Annotated in this window: 13 protein-coding genes; 6 read left to right on the forward strand and 7 right to left on the reverse strand. The window is 33.9% G+C overall.

The window, feature by feature from the left end; genetic code table 11:
- Window positions 1-45 precede the first annotated feature (45 nt).
- A complete protein-coding gene (ilvN, locus tag CELAL_RS18245; RefSeq protein WP_013552369.1) occupies window positions 46-576 on the forward strand; it encodes an acetolactate synthase small subunit in 531 nt (176 codons plus the stop codon).
- Between the two features lie 28 nt (window positions 577-604).
- Entirely contained in the window at window positions 605-2,080 is a 1,476-nt protein-coding gene (gene ilvC, locus CELAL_RS18250) for a ketol-acid reductoisomerase (RefSeq protein WP_013552370.1), read from the forward strand.
- Between the two features lie 86 nt (window positions 2,081-2,166).
- On the opposite strand, the gene CELAL_RS18255 is transcribed toward ilvC, so the two are convergent.
- Window positions 2,167-3,291 carry a LamG domain-containing protein gene (locus CELAL_RS18255; RefSeq protein ID WP_041557802.1) on the reverse strand — a complete coding sequence of 375 codons (1,125 nt, stop codon included), beginning with the start codon at window positions 3,289-3,291 and terminating at the stop codon, window positions 2,167-2,169.
- A gap of 401 nt (window positions 3,292-3,692) precedes the next feature.
- Between CELAL_RS18255 and ilvA the strand changes: the two genes are divergently transcribed.
- Together ilvA and CELAL_RS18265 are read left to right on the forward strand one after the other, a co-directional pair.
- A complete protein-coding gene (gene ilvA / locus CELAL_RS18260; RefSeq protein WP_013552372.1) occupies window positions 3,693-4,946 on the forward strand; it encodes a threonine ammonia-lyase IlvA in 1,254 nt (417 codons plus the stop codon).
- Between the two features lie 187 nt (window positions 4,947-5,133).
- Window positions 5,134-6,717 (forward strand): NADP-dependent glyceraldehyde-3-phosphate dehydrogenase, encoded by a 1,584-nt coding sequence (locus CELAL_RS18265; RefSeq protein WP_013552373.1) that lies wholly within the window; start codon window positions 5,134-5,136, stop codon window positions 6,715-6,717.
- 36 nt (window positions 6,718-6,753) lie between these two features.
- Here the strand turns inward: CELAL_RS18265 and CELAL_RS18270 are convergent, their stop codons facing one another.
- Entirely contained in the window at window positions 6,754-7,392 is a 639-nt protein-coding gene (locus CELAL_RS18270) for a hypothetical protein (protein WP_013552374.1), read from the reverse strand.
- Between the two features lie 108 nt (window positions 7,393-7,500).
- Window positions 7,501-9,657, reverse strand: coding sequence for a TonB-dependent receptor (locus CELAL_RS18275; RefSeq protein WP_013552375.1), 2,157 nt, complete (start codon window positions 9,655-9,657; stop codon window positions 7,501-7,503).
- Window positions 9,658-9,916: 259 nt separating this feature from the next.
- Between CELAL_RS18275 and CELAL_RS18280 the strand changes: the two genes are divergently transcribed.
- Window positions 9,917-11,119, forward strand: a complete 1,203-nt coding sequence (locus tag CELAL_RS18280) for an MFS transporter (protein WP_041558320.1) — start codon at window positions 9,917-9,919, stop codon at window positions 11,117-11,119.
- Between the two features lies 1 nt (window position 11,120).
- Here the strand turns inward: CELAL_RS18280 and CELAL_RS18285 are convergent, their stop codons facing one another.
- Window positions 11,121-11,717, reverse strand: a complete 597-nt coding sequence (locus CELAL_RS18285) for a TetR/AcrR family transcriptional regulator (RefSeq protein ID WP_013552377.1) — start codon at window positions 11,715-11,717, stop codon at window positions 11,121-11,123.
- A gap of 122 nt (window positions 11,718-11,839) precedes the next feature.
- The gene (gene clpB, locus CELAL_RS18290) at window positions 11,840-14,437 is read right to left on the reverse strand and encodes an ATP-dependent chaperone ClpB (RefSeq protein ID WP_013552378.1); all 2,598 of its coding nucleotides are present in this window, start codon (window positions 14,435-14,437) and stop codon (window positions 11,840-11,842) included.
- Between the two features lie 166 nt (window positions 14,438-14,603).
- On the opposite strand from clpB, the gene ytxJ reads away from it, so the two are divergent.
- Window positions 14,604-15,002: a bacillithiol system redox-active protein YtxJ gene (gene ytxJ / locus CELAL_RS18295; RefSeq protein ID WP_013552379.1), complete on the forward strand. Its 399-nt coding sequence runs from the start codon at window positions 14,604-14,606 to the stop codon at window positions 15,000-15,002.
- A gap of 75 nt (window positions 15,003-15,077) precedes the next feature.
- On the opposite strand, the gene CELAL_RS18300 is transcribed toward ytxJ, so the two are convergent.
- Together CELAL_RS18300 and fahA are read right to left on the reverse strand one after the other, a co-directional pair.
- On the reverse strand, window positions 15,078-16,262 hold the full coding sequence (locus CELAL_RS18300) for a hypothetical protein (protein WP_013552380.1): 1,185 nt from the start codon (window positions 16,260-16,262) through the stop codon (window positions 15,078-15,080).
- Between the two features lie 115 nt (window positions 16,263-16,377).
- Window positions 16,378-17,670, reverse strand: coding sequence for a fumarylacetoacetase (gene fahA / locus CELAL_RS18305; protein ID WP_013552381.1), 1,293 nt, complete (start codon window positions 17,668-17,670; stop codon window positions 16,378-16,380).
- Window positions 17,671-17,747 lie beyond the last annotated feature (77 nt).

Raw genomic sequence — 17,747 nt, forward strand, 5'->3', positions numbered from 1 at the left:
TATTAATATCCCTTTTAAAATTAAATAGGGAATTAGGGTAAAAGGATGGAAAAAAAGTGGTTTACAATATCAATTTATTCTGAAAATAACATCGGGTTATTAAACAGAATTTCAGGAATTTTCTTAAAGAGACATATTAATATTGAGAGTTTAAACGTCTCTAAGTCAGAGATTGAGAGCGTATCAAAGTTTACAGTAGTTGTCTTTACTGAAGATGAAGTTGCACGTAAAATTGTAGGGCAAATTGAAAAACAAATAGAAGTTATAAAAGCATTTTATCATTTAGATGATGATACCATATATCAAGAATCTGTAATCTTTAAAATAGCCTCTAACCTTTTATTTGATGAACGTCAAATACAGAATATTATAAAAGATTGTAACGCAACAATCGTCACCGTATCTAGAGATTTCTTTGTTCTTGCAAAAACAGGAAGAAAGCATGAAGTGGATGATATGTACGAACAATTAAAACCTTTTGGAATCATGCAGTTTGTACGTTCTGGAAGAATAGCAGTTACAAAAGCACAGATGCCTATTTCTGTTATGCTATCAAAATTTAAGAAACAACAATAAATCAATTTTAAATAAACGAGTTTATAAAATGGCAAATTATTTCAATACACTATCACTGAGAGAACAATTAACCCAACTAGGGAAATGTAGATTCATGGATACAAGTGAATTTTCTGATGGTGTAGACGCTTTAAAAGGGAAAAAAATAGTAATCATAGGTTGTGGAGCACAAGGTTTAAATCAAGGTTTAAACATGCGTGATTCTGGTTTAGATATCTCTTATACATTACGTGATGCTGCAATAAAAGAACAAAGACAGTCTTATAAGAATGCTAAAGAAAACGGGTTTACGGTTGGTACATACCAAGAATTGATTCCAATAGCAGATTTAGTAATTAACCTAACGCCAGATAAGCAACATACGAATGTAGTAGAAACGGTAATGCCTTTAATGAAAAAAGGAGCAACCTTATCTTACTCACATGGTTTTAATATTGTTGAAGAAGGTATGCAGGTTCGTAAAGATTTAACGGTAATCATGGTTGCCCCTAAATCTCCGGGTTCTGAAGTTCGTGAAGAATATAAAAGAGGTTTTGGAGTGCCAACACTTATTGCGGTGCACCCAGAGAATGACCCAGAAGGTAAAGGTTTAGCAGAAGCAAAAGCCTATGCGGTAGCAACCGGTGGAGATAAAGCAGGTGTTTTAGAATCTTCTTTTGTGGCTGAAGTAAAATCAGATTTAATGGGAGAGCAAACTATTCTTTGTGGTTTGTTACAAACTGGATCTATTTTATGTTTTGATAAGATGATTGCTAAAGGTTTGGATGCTGGTTATGCTTCTAGACTTATTCAATATGGTTGGGAAACGGTTACAGAAGGTCTTAAATATGGTGGAATTACACATATGATGGACCGTTTGTCTAATCCTGCGAAAATTAAAGCTTTTGAACTTTCAGAAGAATTAAAAGAAATTATGCGTCCATTGTTTCAAAAACATATGGATGATATTATTGAAGGTGAGTTTTCTAAAACGATGATGGAAGACTGGGCTAATGATGATAAAAACCTATTAACATGGAGAGCGGAAACAGGAGAAACTGCTTTTGAAAAAACACCAGCAGGTAGCGATAAAATTTCTGAACAAGAATTTTATGATCATGGTGTGTTAATGGTGGCTATGGTTAGAGCAGGAGTAGAGCTTGCTTTTGAAGCGATGACAGATTCTGGAATTATAGCAGAATCTGCTTACTACGAGTCATTACATGAAACTCCATTAATTGCGAACACTATTGCTCGTAAAAAATTATTCGAAATGAATCGTGTAATTTCTGATACAGCAGAATACGGTTGTTATTTATTTGATCATGCTTGTAAGCCTTTATTAAAAGACTTCATGTCTAAAATTGATACTGATGTGATCGGTAAAAAATTCGGAGAAGGAAAAGGCAATGGTGTAGATAATGCTAAATTAATTGAAGTGAATAAAGCGTTAAGAGAGCATCCAGTAGAAATTGTTGGAGCTAGATTAAGAGCTTCAATGACAGCAATGAAACCTATCGTATAAATTTTCTATATAATTACAAAACGTATTTAACGCAACTGGTATATGGTTGTGTTAAATACGTTTTTTTTTGTGCTAATTTTTACTTGTTAATTACAAATTCTAGAATTAAGCTTTCCACTAGGCGTGTATACACGAATCCAATCTACTTTCATTTTCGTATCTATTCCAGATTTTGTGTCTGTACTATTCCAAAACTGGGTAGTGCCACCATACCTCCACACTTGAGCAGCTTGGCTGATCAGCATATACATTTCTTTTGTAAGACCATCACCACACGTCGTATAACTTTCGGGATCAATACCATCTTCTAGACGTAAACCAGATACGATCTTAACTCTTTTTCCATCTACAAAATACTCAATCCTATTAGGGCTTACCCATTTTACAGCAAAAGTATGATAGTCTTCATTCCAAATTACATCATTAGCTCTATCACAGTTAGACGCATCCTTTTTTCGCGACATCCAGGTCTCTTTTTGTGGTTGGTAGTCTAATCTTTCGCCTCCCTCATTTTTAAAAGTATGGTGACTTAAATGTAATCTATCCGCAAAATATGGCTTGTCACATTCCTCGCCGTCAAGTCTAATTCTTGGTCCGTAAGTTTCTAAATTATCTATTTCTTCGAATTGACCAGGTTCACTACTAATCATCCATACAGCATTTGCCAATTGTGAATTACTCACCTTAACTCTTGCTTCTTGAAATAAGGGGTAACTACTAGTGGCTTTTGTAGATATCATTCCGCATTCTAAAGTTCTAGTACTACCTGCACCATTTTCTTCGGCAATTAAGGTAAGTGCACGGTTTCCATTGGCTCCTTCGTCTTCAAAACCAATAGAATTTCCGGTCCATACGGTGGGAAGCGGACCTGAATAACTATTCACATAGCCTAAATTCCATTTTTTAGTAAACGCAGGTGCCATTTTACCTCCAGGATAATTAAATTCATCAGAAAGTTCTTCTACTATTTTCCAAGCGCTCATGCCATAGGTACTCCTATTTACGGCATCTGTAGAATTGTTAACAGGGGCATCAAATAATTTAGTGTCATTGAGGTTGCAATTCGATTTCGTAGAAATTATGGCATTGGCAATGTCTGATTCAGTAATTTCTGAGGCTTCATTTTCTAAATCAGCGGACTCTATCTCTTTAGAGCTACAACTTATAAGTAGACAAATTAGTAAGAAATTTAAAAATTTAAAGTTTTTCATAATACAATACTTAGGGTTTTTTATAATCAATTCAATATTTTACTATTGATTTAATTAAGAATTATTAATTAATACTAGAGTAAAATTAAATTTTTAATAAAGCGGCATATTTTTTAGAACTAGATAAAAAATAGACAGAGTTAAATTAAGTTAAAAAAATTGTTAAATTGAGTATAATTTATTATTATGTTCTACATATTAACCAGTATGTGTAATAAAATTCGTAATTCTTTGTATATGAACTATACTAAGTAGATTTGTTGGTGTTATTATCTATGTTTAAAACATTAAAATTCTGTTAGCTTATGCTGAACTATAGTGACTCTTATAAAAGATACAATTCGAGTAAATTTTACCAAATTATTTAAAGTATAACTTGGTAGGTTTTTTACTTTTACAGGATGAAGTATTTCCCGAAAATAGAAGATATATATACTGCTGCTACAACGATCAAGCAAGTAGTAGCAGATTATACCCCATTGCAAGAAAGCATCCGATATACCAAACAATACGATGCGAATATTCTTTTAAAACGAGAAGATTTGCACCGAGTTCGCTCTTATAAGATTAGAGGAGCATTTAATAAAATATATAGTTTAAGTCCTGAAGAAAGGAAAAAAGGCGTTGTTTGTGCGAGTGCTGGTAATCATGCACAGGGGGTAGCTTTTGCATGTAATCACCTCAAAATAAAAGGTACTATTTATATGCCTTCGGTAACGCCTCAACAAAAAATTGAGCAAACCCAACTTTTTGGAGGAGATTGGGTTACCATAGTTATGAAGGGAGATACGTTTGACGATTCTTATAAAGCTTCTATGGCGTTTTGCCTTGAGAATGATAAGGTTTTTGTTCATCCTTTTGATGATCCTAAAACAATAGAAGGTCAGGCAACTGTTGGGCTTGAAATTATACAGCAAACTACAGCACCTATAGATTATGTTTTTGTAGCTATTGGTGGTGGTGGTTTAGCAGCGGGTTTATGTGGTGTATTTCATCAGTTATCTCCCAGTACTAAAATTATAGGAGTAGAACCCGAAGGAGCCGCTTCTATGAAAACGTCTATTGAGAATGGTATCAATACGGAATTGGAGCATATTGATAAATTTGTTGATGGTGCTGCAGTTCAGAAAGTAGGCGATTTAACCTTTGAAATCTGTAAAAAATATTTACATGATGTTATTACGGTTCCTGAAGGAAAAGTGTGTCAGACTATTTTAGACCTGTATAATCGTGATGCCATTGTTGTAGAACCCGCAGGAGCATTAACCTTATCAGTTTTAGACCTTTATAGTGAAGAAATTAAAGGAAAAAATGTAGTGTGCATTGTGAGTGGTAGTAATAATGATATTACCAGAACTGCTGAAATTAAGGAACGTGCTTTATTGTATCGAAATTTAAAACACTATTTTATTGTACGTTTTCCGCAACGTCCTGGGGCATTAAAAGAATTTGTTGTAAATATATTGGGACCTACAGATGATATTACTCATTTTGAATACTCTAAAAAATCGAGCAAAGAGAATGCTCCTGCTGTTGTGGGAATCGAACTTAAAAGCGCGACAGATTTACAGCCTTTAATAGCACGAATGAAAGCCAATAATTTCTTTGGAGATTATTTAAATGATAAACCAGATTTATTTCAATACCTAGTGTAAAACAAATTGATGAATACATATGGAGGAATAGGTTTACGCGGCTTTGCTTTCCGAAAACGTTTGATTTGTATCTTATCCTATTTTTATGTTAAGATTATGCTATTCTTCCTATTTATACCGGTAATTTATTGAAGTTTTAACGACATATTAAGTAACTTTATGTTCAAGTAAGAATAAAATGAATAAAATGAAAACTATAATTCCTGAGGAATTTCAGATTAAAGAAACAATTGATTACAAAACATATTTAGTAGATGGCGAATTAAAGAAATGGAGTGGTAATACCACACAAGTATTTTCTACGATATCTTCTACAGAAGACTACAAACCTACTTTATTAGGTTCTATCCCAGATATGGGAGAGCCAGAAGCTATGGATGCTTTAAATGCAGCCACAAAAGCGTATGGTAGAGGACAAGGAGTTTGGCCCACCATGCATGTGAAAGATAGAATTGGCTGCATGGAAGCTTTTGTTAAAAAGATGGAAACGAAACGTGAGGTGATTGTAAAATTATTGATGTGGGAAATCGGCAAATCTTTACCAGATTCTCAAAAAGAATTTGATAGAACTGTAGAGTACATTTATGATACTATCGAGGATTATAAGCAACTAGACCGTAATGCTGCAAAATTCCAGAAACATGATGGCGTATATGCGCATGTAAAAAGGGGGCCACTAGGGGTTGTTCTTTGTTTAGGCCCTTATAATTATCCTTTAAATGAAACTTTTGCTTTATTAATTCCCGCAATTATCATGGGTAATACGGCTATTTTTAAACCTGCAAAACATGGTGTATTATTAATTACTCCTTTGTTAGAAGCGTTTCAATCTTGTTTTCCAAAAGGTGTTATCAATATTCTTTTTGGTAGAGGTAGAGCTGTTGCTGCACCAATTATGCAGACTGGTAAGGTTGACGTATTGGCATTAATAGGAAATAGTAAATCTGCTAATGCATTGCAGAATCAACACCCTAAAAGCAACCGTTTGCGTTTGGTACTGGGTTTAGAAGCTAAAAATCCGGCGATTATACTTCCTGATGCCGATTTAGATTTGACGATAGACGAATGTATTGCTGGTACCTTATCATTTAATGGTCAGCGTTGTACGGCTTTAAAAGTAGTTTATGTTCATGAAGATATTGCTGAAGAATTCAACAAACGATTTTCAAAACGTGTAGATGAACTTAAATTTGGTAACCCTTGGGATGATGGTGCAAAATTAACTCCGTTGCCAGAGCCAGAAAAACCTGCTTATATTCAAGGTTTAATTGATGATGCTCTTCTTAAAGGGGCTAAAATATTGAATAAAAAAGGAGGAGAACATGCGGATAATTATATCTGGCCAGCAGTGTTGTATCCTGTAACAAAAGATATGAACGTATATCAAGAAGAGCAATTTGGACCAGTAATCCCTATTGTTCCTTTTAAAGATATAGAAGAACCTTTAGATGATATGGCAGAATCTAATTACGGCCAGCAAGTAAGTTTATTTGGAAAAGATGTGTATGCACTTGCGCCATTAATAGACTCTTTAGTAAACCTAGTATGCCGTGTAAACTTAAATAGCTCTTGCCAACGTGGACCAGATGTGTACCCGTTTACAGGACGAAAAGATTCTGCACAAGCTACCTTGAGTGTGCATGATGCACTCCGTTCTTTCTCTATTAGGACTTTTGTCGCTTTTAAAGATAATGACTTGAATACAGAGATTATAGAACAATTATTAGATGCTAAACTATCTAATTTTGTAAGTACTGATTATATTTTATAACTCTATAGCGATACTAAATAACTTGAAACCTTTCCCTTATTCGGGAGAGGTTTCTTTTTTGCACGATGTATAAATTGCTTCTGCACGTTCTATGCCACTATAGGGGTAAAACGGAATCGTTTGTTGCTCTTCCTTGAATAATTCTATTGCACGAGTTATATCTTTACAAAATGGAGTTAACGACTTTCCAAAAAACTTAGCAGACCCCATATCCCATTCAGCTTTACTTAATACCACTCTTGGATTTTCTGGGGCTATTTCTAATGCTTTATTGTAAAGTACCGCGTTTTCTGCAGATAAAGTCATGCCGTACTTTTGTCCGTCAAAAGTAATATAGGCGGTATTTAATAAGGCATAACTTATGATGATTTCTGGATTATCTTCGGATAAGGTGTCAGCCTGATCTAAATATTTTTTTGCGCGTGTTAGTTTTGCGGTAAGCATATCTTCTTCTTGAATACCAAAACTGCTCACTATTTCAACAGTGGCTAAATAGTAGGGTGGTAGCCAATTTTCTTTTTCCGCAGTTGCAATTCGTTCAAATAGCTGTGATGCTTCTATATTTTTTTGTTCTTGCCATAATTGGAAGGCTTTGCTCATTCCTTTTTCATAAGAGGTCTGTGCGGTTAGATGTAAGGTGAATATAAAGGTGAATACAAATACAAAAGTTTTCATGAGATTGGTTTTTATAGATTATTTATTTGAATCAAATATCATAGTATTCTTAGCCTTAAAAGAATTTAGAGTACCGAGTTGTTGTTTTTGGGGATTCAAATGTCAGTTTTATAGATTATTAAGTTGATTGTCTTTTTTATTCTCGCTAATGGTCCAAAATAAACCTACGAAGAAAAAGCTATCCGTATTGGGTGTTAAGGCGCTACAATCAAATGTTCCGGTACTATTTACTTGATTAGCATATTGATATCCATTGATATTCTGTGTACCTAGCACATTGCTTACCGAGAAGTAAAGTATTTTTTGTGGACTAATTAGATACGCCCAATTCGCATTTAAGGCGTTGTAGTTTTTAGTTTTTTCAGCTAAAAAAGCATCCGTATTCGGGTTGGTGTAGGAACGACCAGATGCAAAGTTATAACTCCATCCAAACTGACTCTTCCAAGGCGCTATCCAATGTTTTAGAACTAAGGAAGCGTTATGGGTAGAAGCAAAATTAGGAGTAGCCGTAGTTGGGTAATTTTTATACTTCCTTTGAGTATCTAAATAAGAATAAGAAACCCAATATTCGGTATTTTGTATACTCTTATTATCCCGCCAAAAAATATCTAATCCCTTAGCAAAACCACTTCCATTATTAGCGTAGTTAGAGATAGGAAGCGCAATAGGAGTATCATACTTTACGAGATTAGAATACTCTTTGTAGTATACTTCCGCTCTCAATATCTGTTTGTTTTTAACATATTGATAGTTGGCAATTAGATGAGTTGTATGTTCAGCTGAGAAATCCGTATCAAATTTTAGATAGTCATTCTTTGGATTTTGGAAAAATTGACCATAGGCCAAAGATATTTGAGAGTTTGCACCTGATTTATACGCTAATGAAACTCTTGGAGACACATTAAATTCTTTTAATAATTGAGAATACTCCCCTCTAAAACCAATTTTAGTAGCCAAGTCCTTAGAAAAGAATAGGTCTGTTTCTACAAAACTACTCAGGAGATTATTGTCAAAACCGTAGTCGTTGCTTTCAGTTATGGAGTTTGTATAGTTTTCTTTAAAGTTTGTGATAAAGTATGCTGCACCAAAATTTAATTTGTACCTGCTAGAAAAATATTTATTGAGGACCAATTTAATATGGGCTGAATTCTCCACATCTTTAATATTTACATCACCCAATTTTAAGGTAGATAGATCATTGGAGAAGGATACCCCTGTTAGAATACTCCAATCTTTGTCTAAAAAATCTTTATAAGAGGTGTTGATATATAAGTTTCTATTCTCCAAAGCAAATCTAACTCCTAGTGGTTCATTAATGTCTTCTTGGGTAAGATCCAAATTTAAAGTACTAAAAGCGCCATATACTTTTAACAAACCCTCATTTTTAAATTTATGTCGATATACCGCTTCTCCACCTAAAGTTTCTATGGGTTTATGCCAAATGTTATTACCTGGAAATAATTTCTGGTACGGTTCCAAATTCATATAAGAGGCGTTTACACTCAAAGAATTAGCCTTCCATTTTTGGGTATTACCAACTCCTAAACCTACCGTCATTATAGATACTTCTGTTTTTTCTTTTAAAGGTTCATCTATACTACTCAATAACAAAACACTAGATAAAGCTTGACCGTATTCCGCAGAATATCCACCAGTAGAAAATGTGATTCCTTTAAATAAAAAAGGAGAAAATCTACCTCTGGTAGGAATGTTATTCGCAGAAGGGGCGTAAGGGGTAAATACGCGCATACCATCTACGAAGATTTGCGTTTCATCGGCATCACCACCACGAACAAATAACCTACCATCTTCTGCGACGGTACTCGTTCCAGGTAAGGTTTGAAGGGCTCCTATAACATCTCCTAATGCACCTGCAGTAGTAACGATATCTATTGGTTTCAATGCGGTTACTTTTGCATTATCACCAGCTTTAAACGTTCCTGCATTTACCGTTACGGCATCTAAGGTATTGACATCATCTTTTAATTTTAGAATACAGTTTTTAAAATTGGATATATCTGCAGTTTTAGAATAGGTTTCATATGAAATTGAAGAAATTACCAAAGTCTGTTCTCCGGTCTCTTCTGTTTGGAATGAATATAAGCCTTTTTCATTGGTAGCTGTTCCATCATAAGTACCTTTCAAATAAACATTAGCGCCCATAACCACTACGCCATGATAATCAATAATTTTCCCTGATATGGTTTCTTGTGCTATTAAATTAAAATGGATTAGTATAAATAAGGAAGTTAATAAAATCTTCATGGTACCATTATATTTTTGATTGATGTCACAAATATGTAGTGTTAATGGAGTTATAAAGAAACTGATCTCCTGAGTTGTGCATTTTGTAAACTGAATTGTAAATAACACCTGTTAAGATCTTTTGACAAGGGTAATAATTAACATAAATATGGTAATTATTGATAGAAATAAGCTGGTTATTGGTTTTACCTTTGTGCTTTTAATTAGACTATTTTTTTTAGTTAGTAGAGCAGTGTTGCTTGTTAAAATGATGACGAATATGATGACTATCAAATCAAATAAAAAAGCATTATTAGCTTTGGCCATTGGAGGTTTTGGAATAGGAATGACAGAATTTGTAATTATGGGTATTTTACCTGATGTTGCAAATGCATTGAAAATTACGATTCCACAAGCGGGACATTTTATAGCAGCTTACGCATTAGGAGTAGTGGTAGGGGCTCCGCTTTTAACAGGTCTTGGTAGTAAGTGGTCTGCCCATAAAGTTTTGTTGGCATTGATGCTTTGGTTTACCGTCTTTAATACCTTATCTGCTTTTGCCGAAAACTATACAAGTCTTTTGATCTTTAGATTTTTATCAGGGCTTCCACACGGGGCATTTTTTGGCATTGGAGCCGTAGTTGCCGGAAAATTAGTCCCCAAGGGAAAATCTGCTCAAGGCATGGCTATTATGTTTTCTGGACTAACTTTAGCCAATGTACTTGGCGTTCCTTTAGGAACTTATTTGGGACATCATTTTAGTTGGAACCTTTCCTTTATGCTAGTTGGAGTCATCGGAATTTTAGCAATGTTAAGCGTCTATTTTTGGATGCCTGCTTTTCCTAAATCTTCTTCTGAAGGGTTACGAAAAGATTTACAAGTCTTTAAAAGAGCAGAACTATGGGTTCTAATTTTATTAACAACAGTAGGTACGGGGGGCTTTTTTGCTTGGTACAGCTATATAGCACCTTTAATTACAGATGTTTCGGGGTATCCGGAAAGTATGGTTGGTTATGCTATGATATTAGCGGGTCTAGGAATGGTTGTTGGTAATTTTTTAGGAGCAAAAATGGCAGAGAAATTTAGCCCTATGAAAGCTATAGTTTTAAGTTTGGGGATGATGGTTTTGGTGTTGCTCATAAATACTGTGGTTGCTCAAAATCCAATTGCGATATTAGTATTAACTTTTATTATTGGAATGATTTCTTTTACAGTAGCAACACCAATACAAATGGCTATTATCAATGCCTCAAAAGGATCAGAAATGTTAGGTTCATCAATGAACCAAAGTGCATTTAATATGGGAAATGCTTCTGGAGCATATTTAGCAGGATTACCAATTGCAATGGGTTACGGAATAACCGCAGCAAGTATTGTTGGGGCAGCATTAGCAGGTTCAGGAGTACTAATTGCTATTGGTATTCTAATCAACAGAAAAAAACATACTATTAAAGATAAAATAAAACGCTTTGCTTTTAAGTAAGCTATTTTTTAACTTCATTAGCAATTAAATATTCAAGATATGTTAGTGTATTTAGCAAATACTTTCTATCGTCTGTTATGGTTGCCATAGCAATGGCACCTTGAATCATGGTATATAATTGTTTCGCAAATTGTAAAGGGGTAACGGGTAATTTTATTTCCGCAGCATTAATTCCGTTTTCTAAAATCAAGGCTATTTTACCTTCAATTGTTTTAGCTACCTCTTTTGCTGCTGCTGCTAGCAATTTATTATTATACTTTGCATCAACGCCAACATTTAATACGGGACATCCTCCCATGGGTAATGTAAATTCATCATAATGTCTATAAAAATCAAGTAAAGCAGTTAATTTCTCAAGGGCTGTTCCTTCAGAATTTACGCGCTCATCAATAGCATTTAAAAGTAATTTACTATTGTATTCAAACGCCGCTATTGCAAGTGCTTCTTTGTTTTCAAAATTACCATATAATGCACCTTTAGTAAGACCTGTAGCTTCTGTTAAATCGCTCATACTAGTACCAACATATCCTAGTTTGTTAAATATAGGAGCAACAGTTTGTATAATGTATAGCGTAGTTCTTTTGGCTTTGGTTGTCATATAAAAGCTATTTTATACGAATATAAAAAATTATATACTGTGCGGTATGTAAAATGCAAAAAAAAACATCCTTTTATATGTTAAATAAAAGGATGCCTATGAAAATCTGTTTTTGAAAGGTATTAAACCATTTCTTCTTGATTTCTAAATACCAATTGATCATCAAAAGAATCGATCAAAACGACACTATCCGTGGTAATTTTTCCACTTAAAATCTCTTTAGAGAGTGTATTCAACACCTCTTTCTGAATCACACGTTTTATTGGTCGTGCTCCATATTGTGGATCATATCCTTTTTCGGCCAAATATTTTATGGTCTCATCAGTTGCATCAACCGTTATATGCTGTTTTGCTAACATTTTTTTCAAACCATCCAATTGTAAACGTACAATCTTAACAATATCTTTTTTGCTTAAAGGTGTAAACATGATAATATCATCAATACGATTTAAAAACTCTGGTCTGATCGTTTTCTTTAATAGCCCTAAAACTTCAACACGTGCTGCTTCTGTAGCACTATAAGCGTCAGGATTGGTTTCAAATTTATCCTGAATAATATGGCTTCCCATATTACTGGTCATAATAATAATAGTATTCTTGAAATCTGCTACACGTCCTTTGTTATCAGTAAGCCTACCTTCATCTAATACTTGTAGCAATACATTAAAAGTATCTGGATGCGCTTTTTCTATCTCATCTAACAATACCACAGAATAAGGTCTACGACGCACGGCTTCCGTTAATTGCCCTCCTTCATCATAACCAACATATCCTGGAGGTGCTCCTACTAATCTACTTACCGAATGACGCTCTTGGTATTCACTCATGTCTATTCTGGTCATTGCACTTTCATCATCAAACAAATAGCTCGCTAATGTTTTAGCCAATTCTGTTTTACCAACACCTGTGGTTCCTAAAAACAAGAAAGAACCAATTGGTCTCTTAGTATCTTGTAAACCAGCTCTACTGCGGCGTATAGCATCAGAAACAGCTTCAATAGCCTCTTCTTGCCCCACCACGCGTTTGTGTAAGACCGCTTCTAATTGTAATAGTTTTTCACGTTCACTTTGCAACATTTTTGTTACAGGAATACCAGTCCATTTCGCCACAACTTGAGCAATATCTTCACTAGTTACCTCTTCCTTAATCATGGTATCTCCTTGCTGTTGCTCGTCTAATACATGCTGTAAGCTTTCTAATTTCTCTTGAGCTTCTTTTATTTTCCCATAGCGTAGCTCAGCCACTTTACCATAATCCCCATTACGCTCTGCACGCTCTGCCTCAAGTTTAAAATCCTCAATGTCTTGTTTTGTTTTCTGAATATCATCAACAACTCTTTTTTCACTTTCCCATTTTGCGAAAATCTCGTTGCGGTCTTCTTTTATGTTTGCTAAATCTAGATTTAAGGCTTGTAGTTTAGTTTTATCATTCTCACGTTTGATTGCTTCAACTTCAATTTCAAGCTGCATAATTTTACGGTCTAGAACATCTAACTCCTCTGGCTTAGAATTGATTTCCATTCGTAATTTTGCTGCTGCTTCATCAATTAAATCAATAGCTTTATCTGGTAAAAAACGATTGGTAATATAGCGTTGAGATAATTCTACCGCAGAAATAACCGCTTCATCTTTGATACGTACTTTGTGGTGCGCCTCATATTTATCTTTGATACCACGGAGAATGGAAATAGCACTTTCCGTATCGGGTTCATCCACGATAATTTTTTGAAATCTACGCTCTAATGCCTTGTCTTTTTCAAAATATTTCTGATATTCATCAAGAGTTGTAGCTCCTATAGCTCTAAGTTCTCCTCTAGCTAAAGCTGGTTTAAGAATGTTAGCAGCATCCATAGCACCATCTCCACCACCGGCACCAACTAATGTGTGTATTTCATCTATGAATAAAACCACATTACCATCTGAAGACGTTACTTCCTTTATCACAGATTTTAAACGTTCTTCAAATTCACCTTTATATTTTGCACCCGCAATTAGTGCACCCATATCTAAAGAAAAAATTACTTTATCCTTTAAGTTTTCAGGAACATCACCTTGAACAATTCTACGTGCTAAACCTTCTGCTATTGCAGTTTTACCAACACCTGGTTCTCCTACTAACATTGGATTATTCTTTGTTCTACGCGATAATATTTGAAGTACCCTACGAATTTCTTCATCGCGCCCAATCACTGGATCTAATTTGCCTTTATCGGCTAAATCATTTAAATTTTTCGCATATTTATTTAATGAATTATACGTGTCTTCTGCGCCTTGAGAAGTAACTTTAGCACCTTTACGTAATTCTTGAATTGCTGCTTTAAAATTTTTCTCAGTTACCCCTTGATCTTTTAAAATTTGACCAATTTTACTTTTAGAATTAAAAATAGCTAAAAGCAAATGTTCGATAGATACATACTCATCTTCCATAACCTTAGCAATAGAAGAAGCATCATTCAACGTTTTTCCTGTTTCACGAGAAAAGACTAAATCTCCTCCAGTGACTTTAGGAAAACTTTCTAACTGCTTGTCTACCATTTGAAATAACAAATCGGTATTTACATTCAGTTTCTTTAAAATAAAGGGAGTTACATTTTCATCAACCTGGCTAATCGCTTTAAAAATGTGTTCATTTTCAATTTGCTGATGTCCCATCTCTTGCGCAAGTTGCTGTGCGAGTTGCACCGCCTCCTGCGATTTTGTAGTGAAATTATTTATATTCATACTAGTGTTATTTTATGTTATTGTTTACTTTTACAAGTTAAAATCAAATTTCTTACCAAGACATGATAAATGTCATTCTGACGGTAAAAAACTAGTTTAACAGGACAATACGGCAGCTTGTAAGGTTATAAATGCCTTACGACTGACTATATAAAATTAAGAATATATGGGATTATTTGATAGTCTATTTGGAAATAATAAAGATGCTACCCCTAAAGAGGAGAAAGCAGCATTACCATGGATTGCTTTAGCTTCATTGGAGCAATTAGAAGAAATTAAGGAAAAATCTAAAACAAAACCACAAATAATATTTAAACATTCTACCACGTGCGGAATTAGCCGTATGGTGATGAATACTTTTAAAAATACATATGCTTTAGATACAAACCAGGCAGATTTATATTATTTAGATTTATTAAATAATAGAGAAGTTTCTAATGAAACAGGATATAAATTTCAGGTAATACACCAATCTCCTCAATTATTAGTAATTAAGAATGGGGTAGCAGTAGCGAATGCTTCTCATGGAAGTATTAATGAAGTTGCGCTAGAGCAATTTGTTTAGTTACATTGTAATTCAAAATAAAAAAACCATCATTTGAAATTTCAAATGATGGTTTTTTTATTCTTATTATTAGTTTTAATTGAACTGATGCCTCGTAATAATTCCTTTAAGATTCGCTTTTAAATCTTCTCCAGCGTCATAGACCATTTGCTCATTAGAAGGAAAAGATACTGCAGCTAAACTCAATAAAGAAATTAACTCATTATCTAGCGCCAATTTATCACCACTATACTTTGCGTAGCTATGTTCAAAAACAAATGTACTTGCTAATGGGTAGGTGTTTATTTGTTGCTTAGTTTTTAAATCTAAAAAATTAACTTGACCAGCAACTTCTGCTGATTTAAACTGTGTAAACTGATAAAAATCGCACTTAACAGTTTTAAATTTATCAATTTTGATTCTGTTTCCTAAACTATCTTTAACCTGATTACCGCTACGATCTAATGCATAAGTATACCCGTCTTTAATTTGTTTTTCTTTACTTATTTGTTTTTCCTTAATTTGTTCAGGAGAAATAGAAATATTTTTAAAAACTACATCCATTTCATAATCATAGGGTATGTTGTCAATAGCATTGGTATGGTATTCTGTCCATAAATTATTTAAGCCAAACGTATTAAAATTCAGCAAATCTTCTTCTAATCTACTAGGGATAATTTGTTGGGTATCATTAAACAAACGCACCTGTACATAATCGATTCCTTTTAGGTGTGCTTCTTTAATTTTAGCACTTGTGTTTTTATATCCTGGATTCAGTTTCTCTAAATATAACAAGTCATCATACGCTTTTCTAAAATCATTTTTTTCTAAAGACTGATCTAGAAGCTTGGAAGCGTTGGTATATAAATAAGCTGATAATTGATCTTTTGTGGCAATTATCTTAGCATCATAATCTTTAAACGAAAATTTGGCTTCACGGCCTTCCTCATAAATTGTCAAAGGCAATAGCGGCTGGATTCGTTCTTCAATTTGTTTTAGCTGTACATAGCTCGTATAAATCTGCTCATAATTTGCAGCATTATTACTTTTTTGTAAGAAGGCAATTTGCTTCAATTCCCGCGCTGTATTTTTTTTAAAAGCTTCTTCTAATAATAAGATATAAGGTTGATTTCCTTTCTTTGTTTTATTATCGACCAAATTATCTAGTGCCTTGTTAATGGCACTAGAATAATTTCCCGAATTTAATGCTTCTTGTGTTTTTTTTACACCTCCACAGGATATAAAAAAAAGTATACTGGTTGCAAGTAGAATTTTTTTCATAATAATTATTTATGGGTTTCATGGAACTATTTTCAATAGCCATGCCATATTTTAATATGAAAACGTTAATGATACACTTCTAGTATGTAAAAATGCTACTTAACCTAAATGGTTACTACTTTTTCTTAGCTTGAAAAACTGGTAATAATTTTGTTGATACTTCACCAAAACCAATTCTTATAGCATCATTTTTACAGAATCCTTTAATAACTACAGTATCATTATCTTCTATAAATTTTCTTGTTGAACCGTCATTTAAAGGAACTGTATTTTTACCACCCCAACTTAACTCTAGCATAGAACCATAAGAATCTGGTGTGGGTCCAGATATTGTTCCGCTTCCCATTAGATCACCACTATTTACATTACAACCATTAATGGTATGGTGTGCTAATTGTTGAGACATGGTCCAATACATGTATTTAAAATTAGATTTTGTGACCGTAGTCGCTGTACTATTTTCTGGTATAATATCTACTTCTAAGTGAATGTCATAACTTTTATTACCATTTTCTTGAACTAAATAGGGTAGTGGCTTAGGATCTTGTGCTGGGCTGTCTACTTTAAAAGGTTGTAAAGCATCCATAGTTACAATCCATGGTGATATTGATGATGCAAAGTTTTTAGCTAAAAACGGACCTAACGGTACATATTCCCATTTTTGAATATCTCTAGCACTCCAATCATTAAATAAAACCATTCCGAAGATATATTCTTCAGCTTCGTCTACAGGAATTGGTTCTCCTAAAACATTGGCATCTGTAGTAATAAAAGCCATTTCTAGCTCAAAATCTACTAATTTTGAAGGCCCAAATACAGGAGTTTCTGCGCCCGCAGGCATTGTTTGTCCCATAGGTCTCCTAACCGGTGTATCACTCGTTACAATAGAAGAACTTCTACCGTGATACCCTACTGGAATATGAAGCCAGTTTGGTAATAAGGCATTGTTTGGGTCTCTAAACATAGTACCCACATTAGTTGCGTGTTCTTTGCTAGAATAGAAATCAGTATAATCACCAATGAGTACTGGCAGTTGCATTTCAATTTCTTCCATGGTAAAAAGAACTACTTTTTTATGGTCGTCATTATCTCTTAAAGACCCGTTATCTTTATCAAAAATATCAGATATACGGTTCCGAACCAAACGCCATGTTTTTTGGCCGTCAGAGATAAAATCATTCAATGTATCTTGTAAAAAAATATCATCTGTTAAGGGAATATCTTTAAAATACCCCAATTGATGCAACGCTCCTAAATCTATGGCATGGTTCCCTATACGAGTACCAATAGTTATTACATCGTCTCTAGTCAAAAAGACACCAAATGGAATATTTTGAATAGGAAAATCAGAGTTTTCGGGTACAGGTATCCATGTTTTTTTATTTGGATCGTTAGTTTTTATGGGCATATCAAAATTGTTAATTAGTGTTTAATAAGTTCTATAATCAAATATATTATTTTCTTCCAATTAACGAGGGTCAATTC

Source organism: Cellulophaga algicola DSM 14237 (assembly GCF_000186265.1).
Taxonomy (GTDB): domain Bacteria; phylum Bacteroidota; class Bacteroidia; order Flavobacteriales; family Flavobacteriaceae; genus Cellulophaga; species Cellulophaga algicola.

Coding starts and splice junctions, on each gene's coding strand:
- CELAL_RS18300 (WP_013552380.1), bottom strand. CDS start 16,262: ATGAAAAAAATTCTACTTGCAACCAGTATACTTTTTTTTATATCCTGT.
- CELAL_RS18275 (WP_013552375.1), bottom strand. CDS start 9,657: ATGAAGATTTTATTAACTTCCTTATTTATACTAATCCATTTTAATTTA.
- CELAL_RS18280 (WP_041558320.1), top strand. CDS start 9,917: ATGATGACTATCAAATCAAATAAAAAAGCATTATTAGCTTTGGCCATT.
- CELAL_RS18270 (WP_013552374.1), bottom strand. CDS start 7,392: ATGAAAACTTTTGTATTTGTATTCACCTTTATATTCACCTTACATCTA.
- CELAL_RS18265 (WP_013552373.1), top strand. CDS start 5,134: ATGAAAACTATAATTCCTGAGGAATTTCAGATTAAAGAAACAATTGAT.
- ytxJ (WP_013552379.1), top strand. CDS start 14,604: ATGGGATTATTTGATAGTCTATTTGGAAATAATAAAGATGCTACCCCT.
- ilvC (WP_013552370.1), top strand. CDS start 605: ATGGCAAATTATTTCAATACACTATCACTGAGAGAACAATTAACCCAA.
- clpB (WP_013552378.1), bottom strand. CDS start 14,437: ATGAATATAAATAATTTCACTACAAAATCGCAGGAGGCGGTGCAACTC.
- CELAL_RS18255 (WP_041557802.1), bottom strand. CDS start 3,291: ATGAAAAACTTTAAATTTTTAAATTTCTTACTAATTTGTCTACTTATA.
- ilvA (WP_013552372.1), top strand. CDS start 3,693: ATGAAGTATTTCCCGAAAATAGAAGATATATATACTGCTGCTACAACG.
- fahA (WP_013552381.1), bottom strand. CDS start 17,670: ATGCCCATAAAAACTAACGATCCAAATAAAAAAACATGGATACCTGTA.
- CELAL_RS18285 (WP_013552377.1), bottom strand. CDS start 11,717: ATGACAACCAAAGCCAAAAGAACTACGCTATACATTATACAAACTGTT.
- ilvN (WP_013552369.1), top strand. CDS start 46: ATGGAAAAAAAGTGGTTTACAATATCAATTTATTCTGAAAATAACATC.